This window comes from Actinomadura pelletieri DSM 43383 (genome assembly GCF_003634705.1).
Classification (GTDB): domain Bacteria; phylum Actinomycetota; class Actinomycetes; order Streptosporangiales; family Streptosporangiaceae; genus Spirillospora; species Spirillospora pelletieri.
This window is the reverse complement of record NZ_RBWU01000002.1, coordinates 914,948-937,770: the sequence shown is the minus strand read 5'-3', so window position 1 is coordinate 937,770 and position 22,823 is coordinate 914,948. Positions and strand designations below refer to the sequence as shown.

Here is a 22,823-nt window from a genome sequence, read left to right as displayed (position 1 = left end):
GGGGTGTTCCCTTCGGGAGCTGGAGGCCTCAGGAACTTCGGGCGTTCCTGGAGCCGCGGGGATTGCGGGCGCCGCGAGAACCCCGGGCGCTCCGGGAGGCCCCCGGCAGGACTCCCCTGAGCAGCCGGTCGCGGAGCGCGCCGGTGTTGCGCCGGCTGACGGTCAGCCGGGTGCCGCCGACCCGGAGCGTGCACCGCCCCGACTCGACGACCATCTCATCGATGTGCGCGAGCGAGACCAGGTGGGATCGGTGGATGCGAACGAACCCGGCGTCCCGCCACGCCTCCTCCAGTGCCGCCAGCGAGACCCGCACGAGGTGGCTGCCGCCCTGGGTGTACAGGCGGGCGTAGTCGCCGTGGGCCTCGGCGTAACGCACATCCGACCGCCGGATGAAATGGACGGCCCGTCCCAGCCCGACCGGGATGAGTTCGTCGGCGTCGGCGGCCTTGACGACGACCACGACCACGAGACGCTCTTCATCCTCGGTCGAGCGGGACGGTTTCCTTCTCTGCGGCGACGATCGGTTACGCGGCGTCGGGCGACCCTGGAGTTCTCGGCCATCGGGTGGCGTTCGGTCCTGGAATGGGACCGCACGAGAATGAACCGCTGTGGCTCGCATGCGCTCATGGAATCGGCGTGGCCGATGGCGTTCAAGAGGCCACCCCATATCTGGCACGTAGCGCACAATTTGCGGCATTCCACGTCAATCCACCTGGTCAAGGAAGTGTCGGATCAGCCGATTACCGGGTTTTGTTGATCAGAACGCCATGTACTTCTCCCAGAAGTCGCAGTGATGCTGCCTTCCGATCTCCCTGGTCATCTCGCTGTCACCCGCGGGCACCAGCGACATGACTCCGGGGTCGGACTCGGTGAACGGCGTCCAGAGCGGAGTTCCGGTCACGGTCGGGTCGCCGGTTCGGGCGAATCCCGTCCACTGTGCCGTGAGCTGCTTGCCGAAGGACACCTGGTTGGGCGTCAGTTGCGTATCACCGAACGGGCTGAGGAAGATGCTCTCGCTGATGTGGTATGCGCCGTTGGGCTTCGTGTTGTCCAGGAAGAACATCGGTGGCGCGTCGGCGTTGTCGGTCTGGTACGCGAACACCTTGATGTGCTTGGCCATCCGCTTGTCGTTGATCAACGCCGGGCACACGGAGTTGGAGTCGGCGACGATCGTCCGGTAGGCGATGAACGCGGACGGCTCGGGGAACCGCTCAATCGGATACAGCTTCATCACCTGATCGGCTATATCCCCATATTGCTGCTGAATATTGGACCTGTACTCAGCGGGCGTGTTCGCGGCCGGAAGCTGAGTCTCGTCGCGGTCGACGCCGTGCATGAGCGTGACGTCGTTGATTTTTCCTTCGGCGAACGCCTGTGCGGGCGACATGGGCAGCACCTGACCGTCGACGATCGGCGCCTGCGTGCCCACGTCCGGGCCGACGCCCCGTCCGGTCTGCTGGAGCAGCCGTTCCACGGGCACGTTGCGCAGGCACGCGGCCTGGTCGCCGCTCGTGCAGCCGACGGCCCTCGCGAACCGCTCACCGGCGGCCTGCGCCTCTTCCAGCGTCGGCAGTTTCGCCGCGCAGTCCTGCGGCTGCCACTGGATGTCGTTGCCACGCCGCGAGTTGTACTCGCCGCTCTGCGGAATGCCCTTGTGGAACAGCCCCTTCGACAGCGGCGAGATGCTGTTGGCGCACACGCTCGACCCGCCCGCGGACGCGCCGTAGATGGTCACGTTCGACGGGTCGCCACCGAACTTCGCGATGTTGGTCTGCACCCACCGCAACGCGGCCTGCTGGTCACGGATCGCATAGTTGCCGGACGTCGCGCCAAGCGACTTGTGCGCCATGTACCCGAAGATGTTGAGCCGGTAATAGACACCGACGTGCAGGATTCCGCCGTTCTTGACGAGGTGCTTGCCGTCGGACGGCGCACCGAACCGGAATCCGCCGCCGTGCAGTTCCACCATCACCGGCAGCGGCTTCCCGTCGGTGTTCTCCGGGGCCGTGACATTGACCTTCAGACAGTCCTCATTGGTCGAGCCCGGCCCGAGCCCTCGCGGCTGCGGACAGGACGGACCGGCCGCGGTGGCTTCCAGCGTCGCGGGCCACGGCTTGGCCGGCTGCGGCGGCGCCCAGCGCAACTCCTTCAGGGGCGGGGCCGCGTAGGGGACTCCGAGCCAGGATCGGACACCGTCGCCGACCAGGCCGCAGACCGCGCCCTTGTCCGTCTGGACGGTCGTGCCGTCCGCGCACACCAGCGCCTTTTCAGCGCCATTGTTTCCGGTGTCGGCCTGGGCGGCGGCCATCACCGGAGTGAACGCGATCGCCGCGGCGCCGATCACTGGAAGAAACCATCTCCTGTTTCTCGTCCGTGGCCTCTTCACGCCGGACTCGAAGGCGTCCGGACTTTCCATGCTCCTGTTCGAACTCGGCATTTTCATGCTCGTGTCCTTCACCGTCGACTACAGTTCGACGGGCTCCCGACGGGCGTGCAGCACGACCCGCCGTCCCGTCCCCCCAGCGGCTGGACGATAAGTCCCCCATAAGCCGACATAACAGGCACATCTGCGCCCACCACGACGAGCGGCGTCCCCCACTCGCCAAGCGGTACCGCCCCCCGGCCGGGCGGAAGCCCCCGCCCGGCGGAAGTACACCGTGCCCGCCGATCGAAAGACACGAAGCCCACCCCGCCAACTTCCCTGTCGAGGGGAGTGGGCCGTTTTCGGGAGGTTTGTCGGCGGCCTGGCCTACGGTCGTCTCATGATCGACAACACGGTGGTCGACGAGGACACGTTCGTCATGCCGGACGCCTGGCGCCGCGTCCGGCACCCGCGGCGGGACCGGCCGGACGTTCCGTCGGCGCCCGCGCTCGTCAAGGACGCCGTCGAGCGGGTGCGTTCCCTCGTGGACGCCGTGCGCGACGACATCGACGTGGTCCTCGGGCTCCCGGGCACCGAGTCCGGTATCGCGGAGGCCGCCCGTGGCCATCTGCGCGGGGAGCCCGACCCGCTTGGCGCCGCCGCGGTCGCGTACGTCACCGCTCCGCTGAACGAGATGGAGGAGCGGTCCGCTCCGCCGCCCGACCGTCTGTTCGTCGACGCCCTGGTCGCCGAGCACGGCGTCGCGTTCGCCGCCCGCGCCTGCGTGGAGTGGGCCGGGATCCATGCCGACAACCCGGCGAACATCAACCAGACCGGCCTGCCGTTCCGCTTGGCCACCGCGCAGCGCCGTGCGGAACTGCGGTCGATGACGCTCCGCCGCAAGAGCTCCGACGAGATGCTCCACGACTGGTGGCTGACGCGCACGAGCGGCAGGGGGCTGCGCGCCCGCCTGGCCGCCGCGCCCGACGACGTCTACGCCGAGGCCGTGGACTCCATCGCGGGCGTCCGCCGCCACCCGCTCCAGAAGGTGCTCGCCGCCTACCTGGCCCCGACTCGTGACGACTGGGTCGAGGACCTGTGGGCGCGGCCCGGGGAGATCGCGTTCGACCGGCTGCCCCCGTGGTTGCCGCTCTGCGCCCTCGGCCGGGCGCACCAGCCCGCCATGCTCGGCCAGCGGCTCCGCCATGATTGCCGACGCGACGTCGTCGCGACGCTGCTCGACGGCGTCGGCGTCGACGCCGTGGTGCCGCTGTTGATCGAGGCCCTGGACAACCCGTACCTGGACACCACCGACGAGCTCCGGACGATTCTGGAGTTCTTCGTCGCGCTGCCCGGGGACGAGGCGTTCCAGGCCCTCGTCGACCGGATCGACCGCCCCGAGGTCGTCGCGGCCCTGATGGCCGCCGCCCGCCGGTTCCCGGTTCGAGCGATGCGGCTGCTGCCGGGGGCGGCGGTCGCCGAGCCGCTGTCGGCGCACGTCCGCGCCAACCCCGGCATCGCCGCGGAGGTGGCGCGCGGCCTGCCCGCCGAGCAGCGGGCGGCGATCCAGGAGATCCTCGACGCGAACGTGCGCCTCCCGCAGACCACGGACGTCCCGTGCCTGCTGACCGAGCCGCCGTGGACCCGTCCCCGCGCGAAGACCACGCCCGTCGTCATCAAGGATCTGCCCGCGCCCGGCGCCCGCGCGATCACCTGGGCGCCCGGTGAACGCGAAAGCTGGGCGGCACCCCAGGCCGACCTGTGGGACCGGCGGGCGGAGGGTGTGGATTTCGCCGAGAGGGCCGCGGCGGTCGAGCAGGGTCACGCCTTCAACGTGATCGAGCGTCCCACCCTGTTCCTGAGGGGTCCCGTGGATCTGGTGCGGCCGCTGGTGCGGGATTGGGAGCCCAGCTACGCCGAAATGCGTGAAGTGCACGAGTGGCTGGGGCCGCTCGTCGCACGTCACGAGACGGACGCCTGCGGCCCCGTGCTGGCAGTCGTTCGCCGCGATCCGGGCGCCTTCGGGCATTACACGCTGCCGCTGCTGTCCGACGAGATCGCGCGGACGATGGCCGACTGGCTCGTCCGGCTCAAGGCCGGGGCGGAGACGGCCCGTGCCTGGTTCCGCCGGCACGGGACCGCCGCCGCCCCCTGCCTGATTCCGGACGCGCTCGGCAAGGCGGGCCCGACCCGCCGTGCCGCCGAGGCGGCGCTGCGTCTGATCGCCGACGGGCACGGCCCGGAGCCGATCGTCGCGGCGGCGCGCGTGCACGGTGAACGGGCCGCCGCCGCGATCGAGGCGCTGCTGTCCACCGACCCCCTCGACGACCTGCCGAGGAACGTTCCGGTCGTCGACTGGGCGGACCCGCGCGTGCTCCCGCAGATCCTGGTGCGCGACCGCGAGCGGGCTCTCCCGGACGAGGCGGCCGGGCACGTCCTGACGATGCTGGCCATGTCGAAGCCCGGCGACGCGTACGCGGGCGTGCGGATCGTCCGCGACCTGTGCGATCCGGCGTCCCTCGCCGAGTTCGGTTGGGCGCTGTTCCGCTGGTGGGAGGTGTGCGGCGCACCGGCCAAGGAGAACTGGGCGTTCACCCAGCTGGCGTTGACCGGTGACGACGAGACGGTCCGCCGCCTCACCCCGGTCATCCGGGCGTGGCCGGGGAACGGCGGTCACGCCAAGGCCGTGACGGGCCTGGACGTCCTCGCGGCGATCGGCACCGACACCGCCCTCCTGCATCTGCATTCGATCTCGCAGCGGGTGAAGTTCACCGGCCTCAAGACCCGGGCGCAGGAGAAGATCTCCGAGCTCGCAGCCGAGCTCGGACTGTCCGCCGAGCAGCTCGCGGACCGGCTCGTCCCCGACTTCGGGCTGGACGCGTCCGGGACGCTCACGCTCGACTACGGTCCGCGCCGGTTCGTCATCGGGTTCGACGAGCTGCTCAGGCCGACGATCGCCGACGCGGACGGCACCCCCCGCAAGTCCCTGCCCAAACCGGGCGCCAAGGACGACCCCGAACTCGCCCCCGCCGCCTACGAGAGGTTCACGAGCCTCAAGAAGGACGTCCGGACGGTAGCGGCCGACCGGCTCGCCCGCTTCGAAACGGCCATGATCACAACCCGTCACTGGCCGGTGGCCGAGTTCCGCGAGTTCCTCGTCGCCCATCCCCTCACCGGCCACCTGGTCCGCCGCCTGGTCTGGCTGGCCGAGGACGGTCCGGCGTTCCGCGTCGCCGAGGACGGCACGTTCGCCGACGCCGCCGACGACACCGTCACCCTCCCCGAGACCGCGCGGGTCGCCGTCGCGCATCCGGTCCACCTAGGCGACGAGACGAAGGCATGGTCACGGGTGTTCGCCGACTACGAGATCCTGCAACCGTTCGACCAGCTCGCACGGCCCGTCCACGCGCTCACCGACAAGGAACGCGAAACCGGCCGCCTGACCCGTTTCGAGGGCCGGAGCGTCCCGATCGGTGACATTCTCGGCCTCGTCCGGCGCGGCTGGGAGCGCGGTGGACCGATGGACGCGGGCATCGAGTGGTGGATCTCCCGCCACGTCGCCCCCGACCTGCACCTGGTCGTCACCTACGACTACGGCATCACCATCGGCGCGCCCGACGAGATGAGGGATCAAACCTTCAAAGACGTCCGTTTCGCCGTTCACCCCGACCGCTACACCGATCAACGACCCGCCGCGCACGTCCCCGGCGACCTCAACCCGGCGCTCATCTCAGAGGCACTCGCCGACCTGACCCGGGTGACCACCCCGACAACGGAAACGGCCTGACGGACGCGCCCGGTCGCCGCTGCGCCCGGTCGCCGCTGCGCCCGCTCGTGCGCGCACAGCCTGCATACCGGCCCGCGGCGGCCGCTTCTCCCGCGCAATGTCAACGACGAGCCGTCCGCCCGCCGCGGTTCGCGGGCATCCCCTTCAAGCCCCCGCTCCGGCTCTCCCAAGACCACGTTCTACCGGTGGAGTAATGACCAAGCTCGTGAGGTTCCGCAGCCGCTCTACGCTCTTTGCGCGATCGGGCCACCGTGCAGCTGCCGGCCCGCGGCACACCGATGGTCATCTCCGGCGGTCCGGCGGGCCCGCTTCGTGTCGGAGCCGACCACGGACCGATCGGCCCGGTGAACGAACCGGTGATCGTTTCTCTGCGTCCTTTCCTAGGACCGGTCGGAAACCACGAGGAGGGACTTCATGAGCGGCGCCGGACACCCGGAGGCGATCGATCTGCATGAGCAGGGGCTTCGGGCTCAGCGCGGGGGTGATGTGGCGGAGGCGGAGCGGTGCTTTCGGGAGGCGTTCGAGAAGGGGCACGCGGTCGCCGCCCATGAGTTGGCCGGGCTGTTGCTGGGCGGGGGTGACAAGGCCGGGGCCGTGGAGTGGTACCGGCGCGGGGCGGAACAGGGGGTGCCGGAGAGTGCCTTCGAGGTCGGTTATGCGGAGGAGACGCGCGGGGATCTGAAGGAGGCCGAGCGCTGGTATCGGCGGGCCGCCGAGGGGGGAGACGCGGGCGGTTACCTCAACCTCGGTGCGCTGCTGCGCGGTCGAGGGGCCGTGGACGAGGCGAAGCACTGTTTCATGCGCGCCTGGGAACTGGACTCCGACGCCAAGGCGGCCTCGAACCTTGGAGCGATCTACGACGACGGGGGGAAGGGCGATCTCGTCGCCGCCGCCGAGTGGTACGGGAAGGCGGCCGATCTCGGTAACGCCATCGCCGCCTACAACCTCGGTTTCGTCTGGCGGGACCGGGACGAGCCCGAGAAGAGCATCGAGGCATGGCGCCGCGCGGCGGAGCTTCGGCATCCGAACGCGGCCAACGCCGTCGCGAACGTGTATCTGTCGCAGCAGAAGGTGAACGAGGGCGTCGCCTGGTTGCGCAGGGCGGTCTTGGAGGTCGGCAACGAGAAGGCCGCACGCAGGCTCAGCGGTATCTACGCGAACGCGGGCCGGCACCGCGAGGCCCGGTTCTGGGCCGAGTACTCGGAGGGGCCGAGGTTCTACAGCCCGACGTTCGAGGCGTTCGCGAGTGAGGTCGCGGCGGCGTCCATCCAGCAGCAGGACGTGTTCAACGATGCGTTCGAGCAGAGCCATGTGGAATGGGATCCGCAGGAAGCGACCCTGACTCTGGACGGTCGCACGCTGGGCGGGCTCACCGTCCTGGGCAGCTTCTCGAACCTTTCCCAGACGTGGTTGTGGACGTGGGACAACCCGAGTTGGGAGCAGGACTCGCCCGCGTTGGCGGAGCTGCGCACCATTCGGGAGTTCGGCGAACGCCACCAGATCCCCGAGCTGATGAAGGGCCACCTCGACTTCTCCCGGTTCAACCATCCCGCCGAGGGCGCGACCACCATGGCCCTCGCCGCCGCCACGCTGATCGGCGCCAAGGGCGTCAGTTTCGTCACCGTCAACGAGGGCAAGGGCCGTCTTGCCCTGGCCACGGACGATCCGAGTGTGCCGACCGCGCGGTTCGATCGTCTGGCCGCGTCCCGCCTCCTCATGCAGGCGGCCGAGGTCTGGCCGCATGAGCAACTCCGTGTCGTCCGCGGTTTCATGCGGCACCACGGGTTCGAGGTCGCCGAATCCCCCGCCGTCATCGTCGTGGAGTCCGCCGGTGGTCACCGCGTCACCGTCCGATGCCCCATCGAACGGGCGAAAGAGCACCCGGAGGTCAGTGCCATTCTGAACCGCGACAACGCGAGGATCGTGGAGCACTCGCCCGCCCGGATTCAGGGGCGACGCCAGGAGGGGGAGGACTCGTCCCGTCTGGCGGTTCTCTTCGACCTCGATGACCGCATCAGCACCATCAGCAGCGGCGCGGAGACCGCGGCGGGTGAGTGAATCGCCTGATCGAGGCTAGTCGGATTCGGGGTGGTGGGTCAGGGGGGCCAGGGCGGCGTCTATGGCGTCGGTGAGGCGGTCGGGGTCGGGTTCGGTTCGGGCGACGACGTGGAGTCCCTGCATGAGGGCGAGGAGAAGGCGTGCCTGGGCGCCGCAGTCGATGTCCGGACGCACCTCGCCTGATCGCTGCGCGGCCCGCAGGGTCTGTTCCAGGCCGGATTCCAGGGCGCCGAAGCCGGCGTTCACCAGACGGCCCGCGGTCTCGTCCTCGGGGAGCAGTTCGGCGGCGGTGTTGCCGAGCATGCAGCCGCGTCCGGGGGTTTCCTGTGCGGCTTGGAGAACGCTCAGGAGGAGCGCCCGGATGCGGGGCAGCGCGGCATCGTCGCCGGAGAGTCCGGTCGCCTGCTCCCGGGCGGCGTCGACGTAGCGCTCCAGTGCGCGCAGGAACAGGCCGTGCTTGTCGCCGTAGGCGGCGTAGAGGCTGCCCGGGAGGACGCCGAGTTCGTCCTTGAGGTCCCGTAGCGAGGTGGCCGCGTAGCCCCGGCGCCAGAACAGCTCGAGGGCCCCGGCGATGACCTGGTCGTCGTCGAAGGAACGCGGTCGTCCGGTGCGGGGCATGGTCGGAGCGTACAACTTCTTGACAGGCCGTTCAAGAAGTGTGAGGGTTGTGCCACAGCTACTTCTTGAGTGGTTGTTCAAGAATACTTCGTCGTTCGGAGGAGGTTCCATGAGGCGGCTGTTCCTGCACATCAACGTGTCGGCCGACGGCTACATCACCGACCGGGCGGGCGACATCGACTGGCACTTCGCCGACCAGGAGTTCCAGGCCCACATCGACGCCCTGCTGGAGTCCATCGACGGGATGGTCTTCGGCCGGACCGCCTTCGAGCAGCTCGCCGACTACTGGCCGACCGCCGGGGACGAGGTCTCGGCCACCCAGCGGCGCCGGATGAACGAGCTGCCCAAGTACGTCCTGTCACGCACCCTTCGCGAGACCAAGTGGGACAACTCCCACCTGCTCGGCGACTACCCGGCGACCGCGCTGACGGACCTGAAGCGGCAGGACGGGCGTGACCTCGCCCTGTTCGCCGGTGGCAAGGCCGCGACCAGCGCCATTCGCCTCGGGGTTCTGGACGAGTTGCGGCTCGTCGTCAATCCCGTCCTTCTCGGTGGCGGGACCCCGTTGTTCGACGGGACGTACCGACGGCACGATCTCCGCCTCACCGACTCACGGAGGTTCGCCTCGGGTGCCCTGCTCAACACCTACGACCTCGTACCAGAGACGCCGTGAGCGGGGTCCCGCCTACCGGTCAGGACGGAATCGTCAGCAGGGCTTCCAGGCGAGGTGGTAGTTCACCTTGGCGCCATTACCGGAGTTCAAGGTGATGGTGCTGACCTTCGACGCGTCCGAGGTTCCCTTGTCGACCCGCAGTTCCGTGGTGATGTTGAAATTCAGCCTTTCGCCGCACGGCTTCCAAGCGAGCTGATCCTCCGGAATCTTCTCGCTGACCTCAAAATTCTTGTTGTACGGGCCCGTGAGGTTGTGCGTGGCGGTCTTGGTCTCCGAGTCGGTCTGGAAGTAGTAGCTCGCCCGCTGGACGGCCTTGGCGCCGGACTGGAGGTCCGCACGCAGGCGATAGTCGACCGCGGAGACCGCGTAGGTGAAGTCCTCGGGGACGAGGACCTGCAGGTTGACCCGGCAGGTCTTGCGGCCATCCGCCGGCGTCGTCGAACCGCCCGCCTGGGCGGTGTAATCGCTGTAGGTGACGGAGAAGCTGTCTCTGTCGGATGCCAGGGATACCGCGGCGGAGCCCGGCTTGCATCCGGAGCCGTTGACGGCCGCGATATCGACCTTGACGTCCTTCGGACCGTTGGCGGGAGATGACGCGGCGGCGGCCGGGGTGACGGGTCCCGCGGCGGCCAGGGCGAGCGTAACGGCGGAGAACGCGATCCTCTTACGCATGGTGATCCTCTTCTTCAATTCAGGCGCTCTGCCGAATGGGAGCGAGCACCTGAAGTCTGCCTTTCAATGGACGTTCCCCCAACATCCGGACAGACGGTAACCAGGCCTCCAGACATTGTCAATGATCATGTTTTAACATGATTCAAGGGAGCAGAAGCATCCGGCCGTACATCTCGGTCGCCGTTACTCGAAAATCAGCCCGACATTTCAACAGGGACCGGTCCACTATGGTTCCCTACCATTGAAGAGCCCGGGAGGGTGCTTTTCGCCGTCAGCGGGTCAGCACGGAGAGCGCCATGGCGACCACCGCGACAGCGGCGGCGAAGTCCCAATAGCCGGCGATTCGGCGGGCCCGGGTCCGACGCGTCCGGCGCGCGTCCCCGGCGGGCGTGGACGGGGCGGCCGGGGCCTCCCTCAGCCGGTCGGCGACGGCGATGACCTCTTCGGGCGGAGACGCGAGCAGGTGGGCCTTGACGGCGATCGGTCCCGCGAACTGCTTGATATTCCCCGAGATGATGAATCGCGCGAGCCCCCGGCGACCCAGAAGCGCCTCTTCCGGATCGGTCGTCCGGACGATCAGGTGCGGTTTCCCCGAGCCTTTGACACCGCTGTCGACCTCCAGCGCGGTCACCTGAGCCCAAGGAATGAACAACTCGACCAGGTGCCAGGTGATGCCGTCCACGTCGAGTGTCAGGCCTCGCACCTGCCGAACGTCCCTCACCGCTCCGCTCACCAGGAGGCCCACCGTCCCGATCCACCACAGCACCCACGAGAACGTGTCGGAGGAGGTCAATCCCTGGAAGACCATGAAGGCCACCGCGGCGGGGAAGAGCAGCGTGCCCACCGCCGAGGCATAGTTGCCGTACCGGACGCGAATGACGTCGTCGACACGCTCAGTATCCATTTGTCGCCCCTTTAGTGACTCGTCACCATTGACGAGAAGGAGGGCATTCTATGGTCATGGCCGGATGCCGCGCGACGTGATTAAACCGTGCCGCCCCGGTCGTGTTTCGTCTCACCGGAACGGGATATCAACGATCCGAAATCAGGCGATCACTCTGGGAACCGTCCCCGGGGGGATCCGACCTCCGGCAAGGAGAACCATGCGTGACTTACGTCCATGGAAACGCGGCCTGGTGGTCGGTGCTTCGATGCTGCTTCTCGGCGGGCTGACCGGCGTGCCCGCCGACGCGGAAGGCGGCGCCCACGGAGGCGTGCCCGAACGCCCGGCTCCCGGTGACTTTCGCGCGCAGTCCATCACCTGGCCCTCCCCTCTGCGTGGCTGGGTGCTCGGCACCGTCCCGTGCCCGGCGGGACGATGCACCGCCGTAGTCACGACCCGCGACGGCGGCGCCACCTGGTCGGCGGTCGGCGCGCCCCCGGCGCCCCTCGCCCCGCCCGGGGAGGCAGGCATCACCAAGATCCGGTTCGCGGACGACCGGCACGGCTGGGCGTTCGGACCATCCTTCTACGCCACATCCGACGGCGGTCGCACCTGGCGCGAGGCGCCGACGCCCGGTGACGGACGGCGCGTCCTGTCCCTGGCCGCCGACGCCGGTGTCATCTACGCCGCGGTCTCACCCTGCGAACTGGGCGTCCCGCCCTACGAGTGTGACAGGCCCCCTTCCGTGTGGCGTGCCCACGTGCGTCACGGCGAATGGCGGCGCGTCCCCGTGACGCTGCCGACCGGAACGGCCGCCGAAGTCGTCATCGCCCTCCACCGCAGGACCGCCTACATCGCCATGCCCGGCACGGCCGGACAACCCGACGCGTTCTTCGCGAGCGACTCGGGACGCCGCTGGTCGCCGCGGCCCTCCCCCTGCGACAAGGAGCACGCCGAGGCGCTCGTGGACGTCGCGCCGATGCCGCGCGGACGGGTCACGCTGCTGTGCGTGGGCGACGCCGGCTTCTCCAAGGCCACCAAGCACGTCTTCCGCTCCGCCGACACCGCGCGAACCACCTCGGACGCCGGGACCACGCCACGACCGGGCATCCTGTCCACGCTGGCCGCCACCCCGTCCGGCACTCTCGTGGTCGCCTCCGTGTCCGACGGGAGCTGGCTCTACCGCAACACCGGCGACGTCACCTGGGCGACGGTCGTGGAGAATTTCGACGGCGGCGCCGGGTGGGAAGATCTGCTGTTCACCACCGATCGGAACGGTTTCGTCGTGTACGCCCCGGCCGGGATGAACGGGAAGGGCGTCCTGCTCGCCACGTCCGACGCGGGACAGACCTGGGCGCCGGTGACGATCAGCCCGCCCGCCGCCGGAGGCCGCCCCTGAACCAGCGACACCCGGCGATCACGGGTGCGGAGTCCTGAAGCGGGACGCGAGGAGCAGTTCGCAGGCCAGGCGAATGTCGGCCTCGACGTCGGCCATGGACGCGCGGCCGTTCAGGCTCCACTGGAGCACTCCCGACCAGCACTGCACCAGTAATCGGACGAGCGTCACGTCCTGGACGGTCGGGTCCTCGATCCCGATGGTCCGCAGCAGGATGTCGCGGAAGGTGGTGTCGATGTGAACGGTGTCGGCGACCGTCGCGACATGGGCGGAACTGGACGCGTGCAGCATCGACGTCGACAGGACGGGCTGCTCCATCAGGCACCGGCTCGCGTCCACCAGCAGGTCGGCGACCGCGTCCTCGGCGCCGACGTCAGGGGCGGACGCCTCGACCTGTTCACGAAGCCGGTCGACCCGCACCGCCAGGAGCGCCGTGAACAGATGCACCTTCGAAGGGAAGTACCGGTACAGAGTGCCGATCGCGACCCCGGCCTCCTTCGCCACCTCGTGCATCTGGACGCGCTCGAGCGACTTCTCCGCACCGATACGCGCCGCCGCGCGGAGGATGCGCCGGCGGCGGTCATGCTGCTCGGGTGAGGTCGGCTCCGCGGACGGCCGAGCCGATGCGATCCTCGCCACGGTCCCCTCCCCCAGGGTCCTGTCGGTCTTGGCACGGAACAATATCCAGAGACCCCAAGGTTTTCGCGACCACGCCCATCTGACCGCGTCCATCAGTCAGGGGGGCGGGCGGCCCGTGGCGTCACGCCGTGACCGGTCGGGGACGCGCCCACCACGCCGATCAAGTAGTGCTCGCCCAGGGTCACACGGCTGACCGAGACGGCGAACTGCGCGACTTCCGTGGGGACACCGTGCGCGCCGACCGCGTTACTTCCGGTGATCAGTGTTCACCTTTTCGGAATGGTCGGCACGGTCGTCGGAAGTGTGCCGTGTGACACAGACCCCGTGTTCTCGTACCACACATGCGTCCACAAGCGGTCATTTGTTGCGTTCTAAAAGGAAGAGCAAGTGATCTCCTCTGGACAGTGCGCCGACGCCTCATGCATCTTGATCGTGGAAATGACTCGCGTCACAAATCGTAGTCAGGTCGCTGCATTGTTGTGAACACCGGCGACACCGGCCGGTTTCACGTCGCGCATGCCGTTAGCGGTTTTTGGCATGCCCACATGACTGAATGCCTTCGCGTTGGGCCGGATGACGGATCGGGCTGGTGGAAATGGGTCGTGCGCTGGGACGGAGTCGGCTGCCGGCTGTCGTGGTCGGGTTGGCGTTACTGTTGTCCGGTCTTTCGGCGAGTGTCGGTCCCGTCGCGGAGCGCGCGGAGGCATTGTCCCCGTCGTCGACCGGTTGCCTGCGGGGAGACGCGAAGGCGACCCCCGCGGCGGCGTCCACCGCGTATCGGGCCAGCGTGGCGCCCGGTGCGCCGCGGCGGCTGGCCCATGCGGGCGCCGAGTTGACGATCGGGCCGGACGCCGTTTCGAAGCCGGTCGAGATCGGTATCCAGCGGCTGACCGAAAAGCAGGTTCCCGAACTCGGCACGGGCATGGACAACCTGTCCAAGGGCGGTTATCGGTTCACTCCATCACCGCATCGATTCGATGCCGAGATCACTGTTTCGCTGCCCTATGACCCGGCCGTTCTGAAGGCGTCGGGGATGACGGCGCAGGACGTCCACACGTTCTTCTTCGACGAGCCGACCGGATGCTGGCGGGCGCTTCGCCGGGTCTCGGTGGACGAGAAGAAACACCGCATCGTCTCGGTCACCGACCATTTCACCGACATGGTGAACGCCACGGTCGTCGCTCCCGAGGGCCCGGCGGTCGAGTCGTTCGACCCGAACCGGCTCTCGGGAATTCAGGCGGCCAGTCCGGCGACGGGGGTGAACCAGATCGCGGTGCCCGAGGCGGGACATGACGGCGCCGCTCGCCTGTCCTATCCGATCGAGCTTCCGAAGGGACGGGCCGGGCTCCAGCCGTCACTGGCGGTGAACTACTCGTCCGCGGACGCGAGCGGCTGGCTCGGCATGGGGTGGAACCTGACGGTGCCGTCCATCGGCGTCGAGACCCGATGGGGCGTGCCCCGGTACGACGCCGAACGCGAGACGGAAACGTACGTGATGGGCGGCGAGCAGTTGGCACCGGTGGCCCACCGGCAGCGGCCCGTTCCGCGCGAGGGCGACAAGGTGTTCCGGCCCCGCGTCGAAGGCGGGTTCGCGCGCATCGTCCGTAGGGGCGACTCGCCCAAGAAGTACGAGTGGGAGGTCACCGACAAAGCCGGGTCTCGGTGGCTCTACGGCGGTGAGGGCGCGACCCTCGCCGACGACGACGGCGACATTTTCTCCTGGGCGTTGCGCGAGGTGCGCGACCGCAACGGCAACACGATTCGCTACCACCACGTGCGGGTGGACGACACCGGAGTCCAGGGCGGGGCGGTCGACGGCCGCAACCTGTACGTGAAACGCATTTCCTACACCGGTCACGGAGATTCCGAAGGACCGTACTCCGTGACGTTCGTCCGCGACCGTGAGCTTTTCGAGGCGCGGCGACCGGACGTGTCGATCGACGCCCGGGGCGGGTTCAAACGGGTCACGGCCGATCTGCTGCGACGGGTGGAGGTGCGGCTGAACGACACGCTCGTCCGCAAGTACGACTTCGCGTACGAGCAGGGCGCGTTCGGCAAGACGCTGCTGAAGTCCATCGAGCAGTTCGACGCGGACGGAAAGCCGTTCAACAAGCACACGTTCGACTACTTCGACGACATCCGCGGCGCGGGCGGCGCATACGACGCCTTCAACCGCGTGAACTGGGAATCGCCCGACGACAACGTCCGCAACGGGGTCGTGGACGGCGTCAGGTCGGGCGCCGGCGAGGCCGGGGCCCTGAACGGCAACACCTCCACCGGTCTCGGCGGACACCTTTACGTCGGATACGGCTTCGGCCCCACCAAGAACGGGTCGGTCGGGCTGAAGACCGGATATCAGCGTGGCTCGCAGGAGGGCCTGCTCGCCCTGATCGACGTGGACGGCGACGACCTGCCGGACAAGGTGTTCAGGAGCGGCAACGGCTACGTCTTCCGCAAGAACCTGTCGCGGCCGGGCGGAAGCCCACGGTTCGCCGAGACGAGGACGCCGCTGCGGAACCTCCCCGGGCTCTTCGACGAGACGTCCAGCACCCGCGTCATCGGCGTGGAGGGCTACCTCGGCCGCGGGGCGGCGCAGCTCAACCACACCGACACCGTCTCCACGTCCCGGCGCTACTTCACCGACGTCAACTCCGACGGCGTCGCCGACCTGGTGAACGGCCGGGGCGTGCTGTTCGGACGGGTCGGCGCCGACGGCACGGTGACGTACGGCTCGGCGGCGGACACTCCGGTGCCGATCGGCCCCAGCAAGGTCGACCCGAACGGTCTGCTGCCCGACTACGGTCCCGACCGCGACCGGCGCGACGACTCGTTCCCGCTGGTCGACAGCCTTCGCCGGTGGACGGCGCCCTATGACGGCGTCGTACGCGTGACCGGCGCCGTCCGGCTGCTGCCGAGCCAGGACGACCCGGCCGAGTTCGGCAAACCGGACGGGGTGCGGGTGGCGGTCCAGTTCGAGGACCGGGAGCTGTGGTCGAAGACGATCGCGGCCGACGACCGGGGCGAGCACACCCCCGGCGATGTGGACGCGATCCCGGTGAAGCGCGGGCAGCGCCTGTACTTCCGTGTCGGCTCGGTGAACGACGGAACCGGCGACCGCGTCGCGTGGAACCCGCAGATCGCCTACACGGGGATGGCGCCCGTCACCGACGCCAACGGGCTGCCGCTGCACTCCTACACCGCGTCCACCGACTTCACCCTCGCCGGGCGCGCGTCCACCGTCGCCGCGCCCGCCGACGGCACCCTCCACCTGACCGGCGACCTCGTCAAGAAGGCCGCCACGACCGACGACGTCACGATCCTGATCACCCGGGACGGGCGGCCGGTGCTGGAGAAGAAGGTCGCCGCCGACTCGACCGGCACGACCCCGGTGGACGTCGAGGTGCCCGTCACCCAGGGGCAGAAGCTGGTCTGGCGTCTCAAGGTCGATTCGCCGATCGACGTGAGCGTTCTCGACTGGCAACCCGTGGCCGACTACGTCGAGGCCGAGGGGATGGCCGAACTGCGCAGCCCGGCGGCACGCGACGCCCGGTTCGATCCGGTTCTTCGTCCGCCGTTCGACATCGACACGTATCCGGTGAGCAGCGCCACCGCGCCGCCCCGCCCGTACACGGTGACGGAGGGCGGGACGCTGACGGTCGTCCCGCGGCTGGCGGCGGCGCCCGGTGTGCGGGGCGGCGCGGTGTTCACGGTCAAGAAGCGGGGCGCCCTGCTCGCCAAGAGGACCGTCGAACTCGGCGCCGAGCCGCCCGAGGTGGCGGTGCCCGTCGAGACGGGCGACGAGCTGTTCTTCGACTTCGCGGTCGCCGACGCCGGTCTCGCCGGGAAGATCACCGGCCATGAGGTGACGGTCGGCGGCACGACGCTCACCGGCACCCTGCACGGCGCTGCGCCGGAGGGTGTCTTCGGACGGCCCTACCGCGGCTGGTCCATGGCCGGATACAACGGCAACAAGGAGCGGGCCGGGCGGCCGATCCGGCAGGCCGACCTCGCCGTCACCGACGACATCAGGGGCCAGCTCCCCGGCGAGGTCGACCCGCCGAAGGACCGTGAGGAGTTCGAGAAGGACCCGCGCGTCAAGCCGCCGAACGTCGTCCCGTTCACCCCACGCCCCGAGTACGAGCGGTGGGACGCGGGCGAGTACTCGTGGGTGTCGGCCGGTGAGGTGTCGAGCGCCCGGTTCGGCGGCCGGACCATCGGGCTTCCCACCGCCGACGACTTCGACGACGTCAGCGCCGTGCCGCGCATGTCCCGGACGAAGCAGATCTCGCTGAGCGGCGGGGGCGGCGGCGGGGTGATCAGCGTCGGCGGCAGCGTCGCGGACGGCACCACGACCGGCGAACTCGACTACCTGGACATGAACGCCGACGGCTTCCCCGACGTCGTCGGCGCGGGCGGCGTCCAGTACACCGACCCGACCGGCGTGCTCGGCGCGACCAGGAGCCGGGTGCCCGGCGGGGCGGTGCGCAAATCGGAGAACGTGGCGGGCAACGCCAACGCGGGCAGCTCGGCACGGACCATCAGCACCGGACGCGGCCATGCCGCGCCGCCGGCGTGGGGCACGTCCAACACCTCCTCGTCCGGCAACGAGATGCCGCCGCTCGGACTCGGCGGCAACCACGGCACCGCCAGGTCCGACGCCGAGTACGACCTGCTCGACATCAACGGCGACGGGCTGCCCGACCGCGTCCACGAGGACGGCCGCGCCGCCCTCAACCTCGGCTACCGCTTCGCCGCCCCCGAACCCTGGCCCGGCGGGAAGCTCAACGAGGGGACGACCACCAACAGCGGCCTCAACATCGGGTTCAACACCGACTTCTACGGCATCGGCGGCGGCGCGTCGTTCGAGCAGAGTTCCTCCTCGACGAAGAACTCCCTCGCCGACGTCAACGGCGACGGGCTCATCGACCGGGTGTTCACCGGAAACCCGATCAGGGTCGCGCTGAACACCGGCACGGGGTTCGCCGCGCCCGTCCCGTTCAACGGAAGCCTCGACGGCGTCAACGAGGACCGCGGCGCGACGCTCGGCGCGGGCGCCTACGCGCGGTTCTCCCTGTGCTTCCTGGTCGGCTGCGTCGTCGTCAACCCCGGCGCGAACGCCTCGATCGGCGTCTCCCGCACGCAGCAGACGTTGCGGGACATCAACGGCGACGGGCTGGCCGACCATCTCGCGTCCGGCATGGACGGCGAACTGCAGGTGGCGTCCAACCAGACCGGGCGCACCAACCTGCTCCGCAGCGTGCACCGGCCGCTGGGGTCGCGGATCGACCTGGACTACACCCGTGACGGCAACACCTACGACCAACCGGGGTCGCGCCGGCTGATGTCGTCCGTCTCCGTCTCCGACGGGCTGCCGGGCGACGGTCCCGACGCCCAGAAGACGACCTTCACCTACGAGAACGGCGCGTACGACCGGCGGGAGCGGGAGTTCCTCGGCTACGGCCGGGTGACCGCCCAGGACCGCACGGACGGCGGCGAGGTCTACCGGACGGTCACCCGCGACTACGACACCCGGAACCACTACACGCGCGGCCTGCTGAAACGGGAGGCCGTGGCGGACGGGTCCGGGGCGCTGTACACCGAGACCCTCAAGACCTACGTTCTCCGCGACGTCGGGTCCGGAGACGTCACCGACGGGCGCGGTGACACGGTCACGGTCTTCGCCGAACTGGTGCGGACGGACCAGCGCTGGTACGAGGGCCGCGCCGAACCCGGCAAGAGCACCTCGACCGAGATGTCGTACGACAGGTACGGCAATGTCGTCCGCACCGTCGACCGGGGTGAGCCGGGAGCCGCCGACGACGTCGAGACGACGACCCGCTACACCGAATGCGCCGACACCCATATCGTCGGCGTCGCCCAGGCGACGGAGGCGCGCAGCGGCGGAGAGCTGCTCAACGCCCGCGAATCGACGGTGGACTGCGACACCGGAAACGTCACCCGCCATCGAGCCAAGTCCGGCACCGGTGATGACGCGGTCACCGATGTCACCTACAACGACAACGGCACGATCGCGTCCATCAAGTCCCCCGCCAACCACCGCGGCCAACGCTACGAACGCGCCTACACCTACGACGACACGACCGGCACCTACGTCACGTCCACCGTCGACAGCTTCGGCCTCCGCTCCGGCGCCGCCTACGACCTGAGGTTCGGGCAGGTCACGACCGCGACCGACGCCAACGGCCAGGAGCAGAAGACCACCTACGACGCCATCGGACGCGTCGACTCCGTCACCGGCCCGCACGACCACGACGCGGGCCGTCCGACGATCGACTTCGAGTACCGGCCGGACGCCGAGGTGCCCTACGCCGTCACGCGCCATCTCGACCGCGCCGCCGACGGCTCGGTGAAGGCCGACACCATCGACACCGTCACCTTCACCGACGGGTCCGGGCGCCCCGTCCAGACCAAGAAGGACGCGGAGATCTCCGGCTCCGACGCCATGACCGTGTCGGGCCGTGCCGTGTTCGACGAGTTCGGACGCGTCGTCGAGCAGTACTACCCGACCAGCGAGCCCAAGGGCCCGGCGAACGTCACCTTCAACCCCCGGTTCGACACCGTCCGGCCGACCACCAGCACCTACGACGTGCTGGACAGGACGCTCCGCGTCCAGGCGCCCGACCAGACCGTCACCACCACCTCCTACGGCTTCGGTGCGGACCGGTCGGGGACGACCCAGCTGGAGACCGTCGCCACCGACGCCAACGGCAACCAGACCCGGACGTACACCGACGCCCGCGACCGGACGACCGCCGTCCGCGAACCCGGCGCCGAGGACGGCCAGGCCCCCATCTGGACGAGCTACGCCTACGACGGCCTGGGCCGACTCACCAGAACGACCGACGACCACGGCAACGTCACCACCACCGCCTACGACCTCCTCGGCCGCCGCACGAAGGTCACCGGCCCCGACTCCGGGACGACGACCACGGTCTACGACCCGGCGGGCAATGTCGTCCGCAAGATCACCGCGAACCTCGCCGCCGCCGGCAAGGCCGTCGCCTACACCTACGACCACAACCGGCTGACCGCGATCAGCTATCCGACGTTCACGGGCAACGACGTCCGCTACACCTACGGCGAACCCGGCGCCCGCCACAACGGCGCGGGCCGTGTCGTCGAGGTCCGCGACGCGACGGGACGCACCGCCCGCAAGTACGGGCCGCTCGGTGAGATCACCGAGGAGACCCGCCGGGTCGACGTCCGGCATCTCGACTCGCGCACCTTCACCACGTCCTACCGGTACGACAGCTGGAACCGGATGCTCCGGATGACGTTCCCGGACGGGGAGGTCCTGTCGTACGGCTACGACAGCGGCGGACGCGTCACCTCGGCGGACGGCGTCAAACGCGGCCAGCGCTACCACTACCTGGCCCGGCAGCACTACGACGAGTTCGGCCAGCGGACCCTCACCGAACTCGGCAACGGCACGGTCACCCGCTACACCTACGACACCGCCGACCGCAGGCTCGCCGTCCAGGAGGCGAAGATCCCGCAGGGATACGCCTTCCAGAACCTGCGCTACGACTACGACGACGTCGGCAACGTCACGTCCATCGAGAACGACACCACCAGACCGACCCCACAACAGGTGTGGCCCAAGGTCGGCGGCCCGACGAAACAGACCTTCGAGTACGACGACCTGGACCGGCTCACCTCAGCGCGAGGCGAGTTCGACATGTCGGCCGACCTCACCGACCGCTACCGGTTCGACCAGTCGTACGACACCATCCACAACCTGACGTCCAAGACGCAGCAGCACGAACTGGTCACCAGCGCCGGACACGTCCAGGGCAAACGCGACACCAGCTACGCGCATCAGTACACCTACCTCGGCGCCGGCCCGCACGCCGCCACCCGGATCGGCGACGCGCACCGCCGCTACGACGCCAACGGCAACCTGACCAGCAGCGACACCCAGTGGGGGCGGCTGCGGCGACAGATGGTCTGGGACGAGGACAACCGCCTCGCCTGCGTCCAGGACTCGACCCAGGCGCCGGACATGCCGCAGAACCCGGACGGCTGCTACGCCCCCGGCAAACCCCCCACGGTCCGGTTCCTCTACGACGACCAGGGCAACCGCGTCATCAAGCAGTCGCTGCGCACCCACGTCTACCCGTCCCAGACCTACACCCAGCGCGACAACGTCTCGTTCAAACACGTCTTCGTCGACGGCGCCCGCCTGGCCACCAAGACCGTCAAAGAAGGTCCCTTCGTTGAAGACGCCCAGTTCTTCTACCAAAAGGACCACCTAGGAACGACAGGCTTCGGCACCGACGCCCAAGGCCGCGTCATCGAGCACAACGCGTTCTTCCCGTCCGGAGAAACGTGGATCAGCGAGAACCTGGGCGAACGCAACCCCTACCAGTTCAGCGGTAAGGAACTGGACCCCGAAACCGGCCACTACTACTACGGCGCCCGCTACTACGACCCGAGAAGCGGCGGCTGGCTGTCCACCGACCCGGCCGCGGAAGGCTATCTCAGCGGCGCGGCGAACGGCGGCGTCTACAACTCACGCAACCTCTCGTCCTACTCCCACACCTACAACAACCCGGTCAAGCTCACCGACCCCGACGGCAGGGTCGTGAATGTCGCCGCGGGGGCGGCGGGCGCCGTCGCCGGCGCGATGCTCGGGGCCGGCATCGAGCTCGGCGCGCAGTGGTGGCGGGGCGAGGGCTACAACTGGCGCGCCGTCGCCGGAGCCGCGGCCGGCGGAGCCGTCTCCGGTGCGCTCGCCGGGGTCACCCTCGGCGGCAGCGTCGCCGCCACCGGCCTGACCAGGGCGGCCGTGGTCGGTGCGAAGGCCATGAGCGTCGGCGCCGTCTCGGGCGCCGCAGGCGGGGCCGTGTCGGCCGCCGTCACCGGTCAGGACGTCGTCTCGGGCGCCGTCGTGGGGGGAGTCGCCGGCGCGATCTCGGTCCCCGTCGGCCATGCGGCGGGCAGAATCGCGTCGAAGCTGCACACCCGCTTCGTGGCGAGTCCGAAGGTACCCACGGCGGTGGCCGCACAGCGAGCCGCCGACGCGGCGGAGACCGTCCCGATCTTCCGGAACGTCGATGGCCCGGAGTTCGACTCGATCGCCACCACGAAGAAGTTCGAGACGGCGCCCGGGCAGATGGAGGGCAAGTGGTTCGCGACCCAGGGTGAGCACGCCGAGGAATGGGGCAAAGTGCTCAACAAGGGGCAGGGCCTCACCGTCACGACGCGGATCCCCAGGTCGTTGGCCGAGAAGTTGCACTATCACCCGGGCAAGCTGGACAACATCGGCCCTGCCTACTACGCCGATGCCGACCAACTCATACAGATCAACGAGCGGATGACCGGAATCGAGCTGTGGCCATGATGGAGAAGATCGAGGAACCCGTCGCCGACGCGGTGGTCCGCTGGCATCCGGCAGAACAGGGCGGGCGTCGTACAGGACCACCCACGGCGCCGGTCTACATGGCCACGGCCGTGTTCGTCCTCGGCGGCGACGACGAGGTTCGACCCGGCTGGCCGGGTTCCGCGGAACAGTTCAGCATTCTGCTGCAGAAGATCGGCGAGTTCGAAGACGACATATGGACGTGCCTGGTCGGCTTCCTCGTCCCCGAGTCGGTGCGTCCCCACCTGCATCCGGGAGCCACCCTGCTGGTGCTCGAAGGACCTCACACGGTCGCCACCGCACGGATCACCACCGTGCTTCTGCCGGAAGGGGTCGAGTAGCGGATGCCCGGG

Annotated in this window: 12 protein-coding genes; 6 read left to right on the top strand and 6 right to left on the bottom strand. The window is 69.2% G+C overall.

Features of this window, described 5'->3' with window-relative positions:
* Nucleotides 1–28 precede the first annotated feature (28 nt).
* Together BZB76_RS11090 and BZB76_RS11085 are read right to left on the bottom strand one after the other, a co-directional pair.
* The gene (locus BZB76_RS11090; RefSeq protein WP_246006877.1) at nt 29–466 is read right to left on the bottom strand and encodes a LytR/AlgR family response regulator transcription factor; all 438 of its coding nucleotides are present in this window, start codon (nt 464–466) and stop codon (nt 29–31) included.
* 291 nt (nt 467–757) lie between these two features.
* Nucleotides 758–2,344: a carboxylesterase/lipase family protein gene (locus BZB76_RS11085; protein WP_246006876.1), complete on the bottom strand. Its 1,587-nt coding sequence runs from the start codon at nt 2,342–2,344 to the stop codon at nt 758–760.
* Nucleotides 2,345–2,762: 418 nt separating this feature from the next.
* Here BZB76_RS11085 and BZB76_RS11080 point away from each other — a divergent pair, with 418 nt between their 5' ends.
* The gene (locus BZB76_RS11080; RefSeq protein WP_121434173.1) at nt 2,763–6,149 is read left to right on the top strand and encodes a DUF4132 domain-containing protein; all 3,387 of its coding nucleotides are present in this window, start codon (nt 2,763–2,765) and stop codon (nt 6,147–6,149) included.
* 414 nt (nt 6,150–6,563) lie between these two features.
* Complete coding sequence (locus BZB76_RS11075; protein ID WP_121434172.1) at nt 6,564–8,207, top strand: SEL1-like repeat protein; 1,644 nt, start codon at nt 6,564–6,566, stop codon at nt 8,205–8,207.
* A 15-nt stretch (nt 8,208–8,222) separates the two neighbouring features.
* Here the strand turns inward: BZB76_RS11075 and BZB76_RS11070 are convergent, their stop codons facing one another.
* Nucleotides 8,223–8,825 carry a TetR/AcrR family transcriptional regulator gene (locus BZB76_RS11070; RefSeq protein WP_121434640.1) on the bottom strand — a complete coding sequence of 201 codons (603 nt, stop codon included), beginning with the start codon at nt 8,823–8,825 and terminating at the stop codon, nt 8,223–8,225.
* A gap of 109 nt (nt 8,826–8,934) precedes the next feature.
* Here BZB76_RS11070 and BZB76_RS11065 point away from each other — a divergent pair, with 109 nt between their 5' ends.
* Nucleotides 8,935–9,498, top strand: coding sequence for a dihydrofolate reductase family protein (locus tag BZB76_RS11065; protein WP_170180580.1), 564 nt, complete (start codon nt 8,935–8,937; stop codon nt 9,496–9,498).
* Between the two features lie 33 nt (nt 9,499–9,531).
* Here the strand turns inward: BZB76_RS11065 and BZB76_RS11060 are convergent, their stop codons facing one another.
* Nucleotides 9,532–10,188, bottom strand: coding sequence for a DUF4360 domain-containing protein (locus BZB76_RS11060; protein WP_211342939.1), 657 nt, complete (start codon nt 10,186–10,188; stop codon nt 9,532–9,534).
* A gap of 253 nt (nt 10,189–10,441) precedes the next feature.
* Nucleotides 10,442–11,074 (bottom strand): hypothetical protein, encoded by a 633-nt coding sequence (locus tag BZB76_RS11055; RefSeq protein ID WP_121434169.1) that lies wholly within the window; start codon nt 11,072–11,074, stop codon nt 10,442–10,444.
* Nucleotides 11,075–11,273: 199 nt separating this feature from the next.
* Between BZB76_RS11055 and BZB76_RS11050 the strand changes: the two genes are divergently transcribed.
* Nucleotides 11,274–12,452 (top strand): beta propeller repeat protein, encoded by a 1,179-nt coding sequence (locus tag BZB76_RS11050; RefSeq protein WP_147449404.1) that lies wholly within the window; start codon nt 11,274–11,276, stop codon nt 12,450–12,452.
* Between the two features lie 18 nt (nt 12,453–12,470).
* On the opposite strand, the gene BZB76_RS11045 is transcribed toward BZB76_RS11050, so the two are convergent.
* Nucleotides 12,471–13,088 (bottom strand): TetR/AcrR family transcriptional regulator, encoded by a 618-nt coding sequence (locus tag BZB76_RS11045; protein ID WP_246006875.1) that lies wholly within the window; start codon nt 13,086–13,088, stop codon nt 12,471–12,473.
* Between the two features lie 787 nt (nt 13,089–13,875).
* On the opposite strand from BZB76_RS11045, the gene BZB76_RS11040 reads away from it, so the two are divergent.
* Together BZB76_RS11040 and BZB76_RS11035 are read left to right on the top strand one after the other, a co-directional pair.
* Entirely contained in the window at nt 13,876–22,452 is an 8,577-nt protein-coding gene (locus BZB76_RS11040; protein ID WP_170180579.1) for a SpvB/TcaC N-terminal domain-containing protein, read from the top strand.
* Complete coding sequence (locus BZB76_RS11035) at nt 22,449–22,811, top strand: hypothetical protein (protein WP_121434638.1); 363 nt, start codon at nt 22,449–22,451, stop codon at nt 22,809–22,811. The genes BZB76_RS11040 and BZB76_RS11035 overlap by 4 nt, the downstream gene beginning before the upstream one ends.
* Nucleotides 22,812–22,823: the final 12 nt, after the last annotated feature.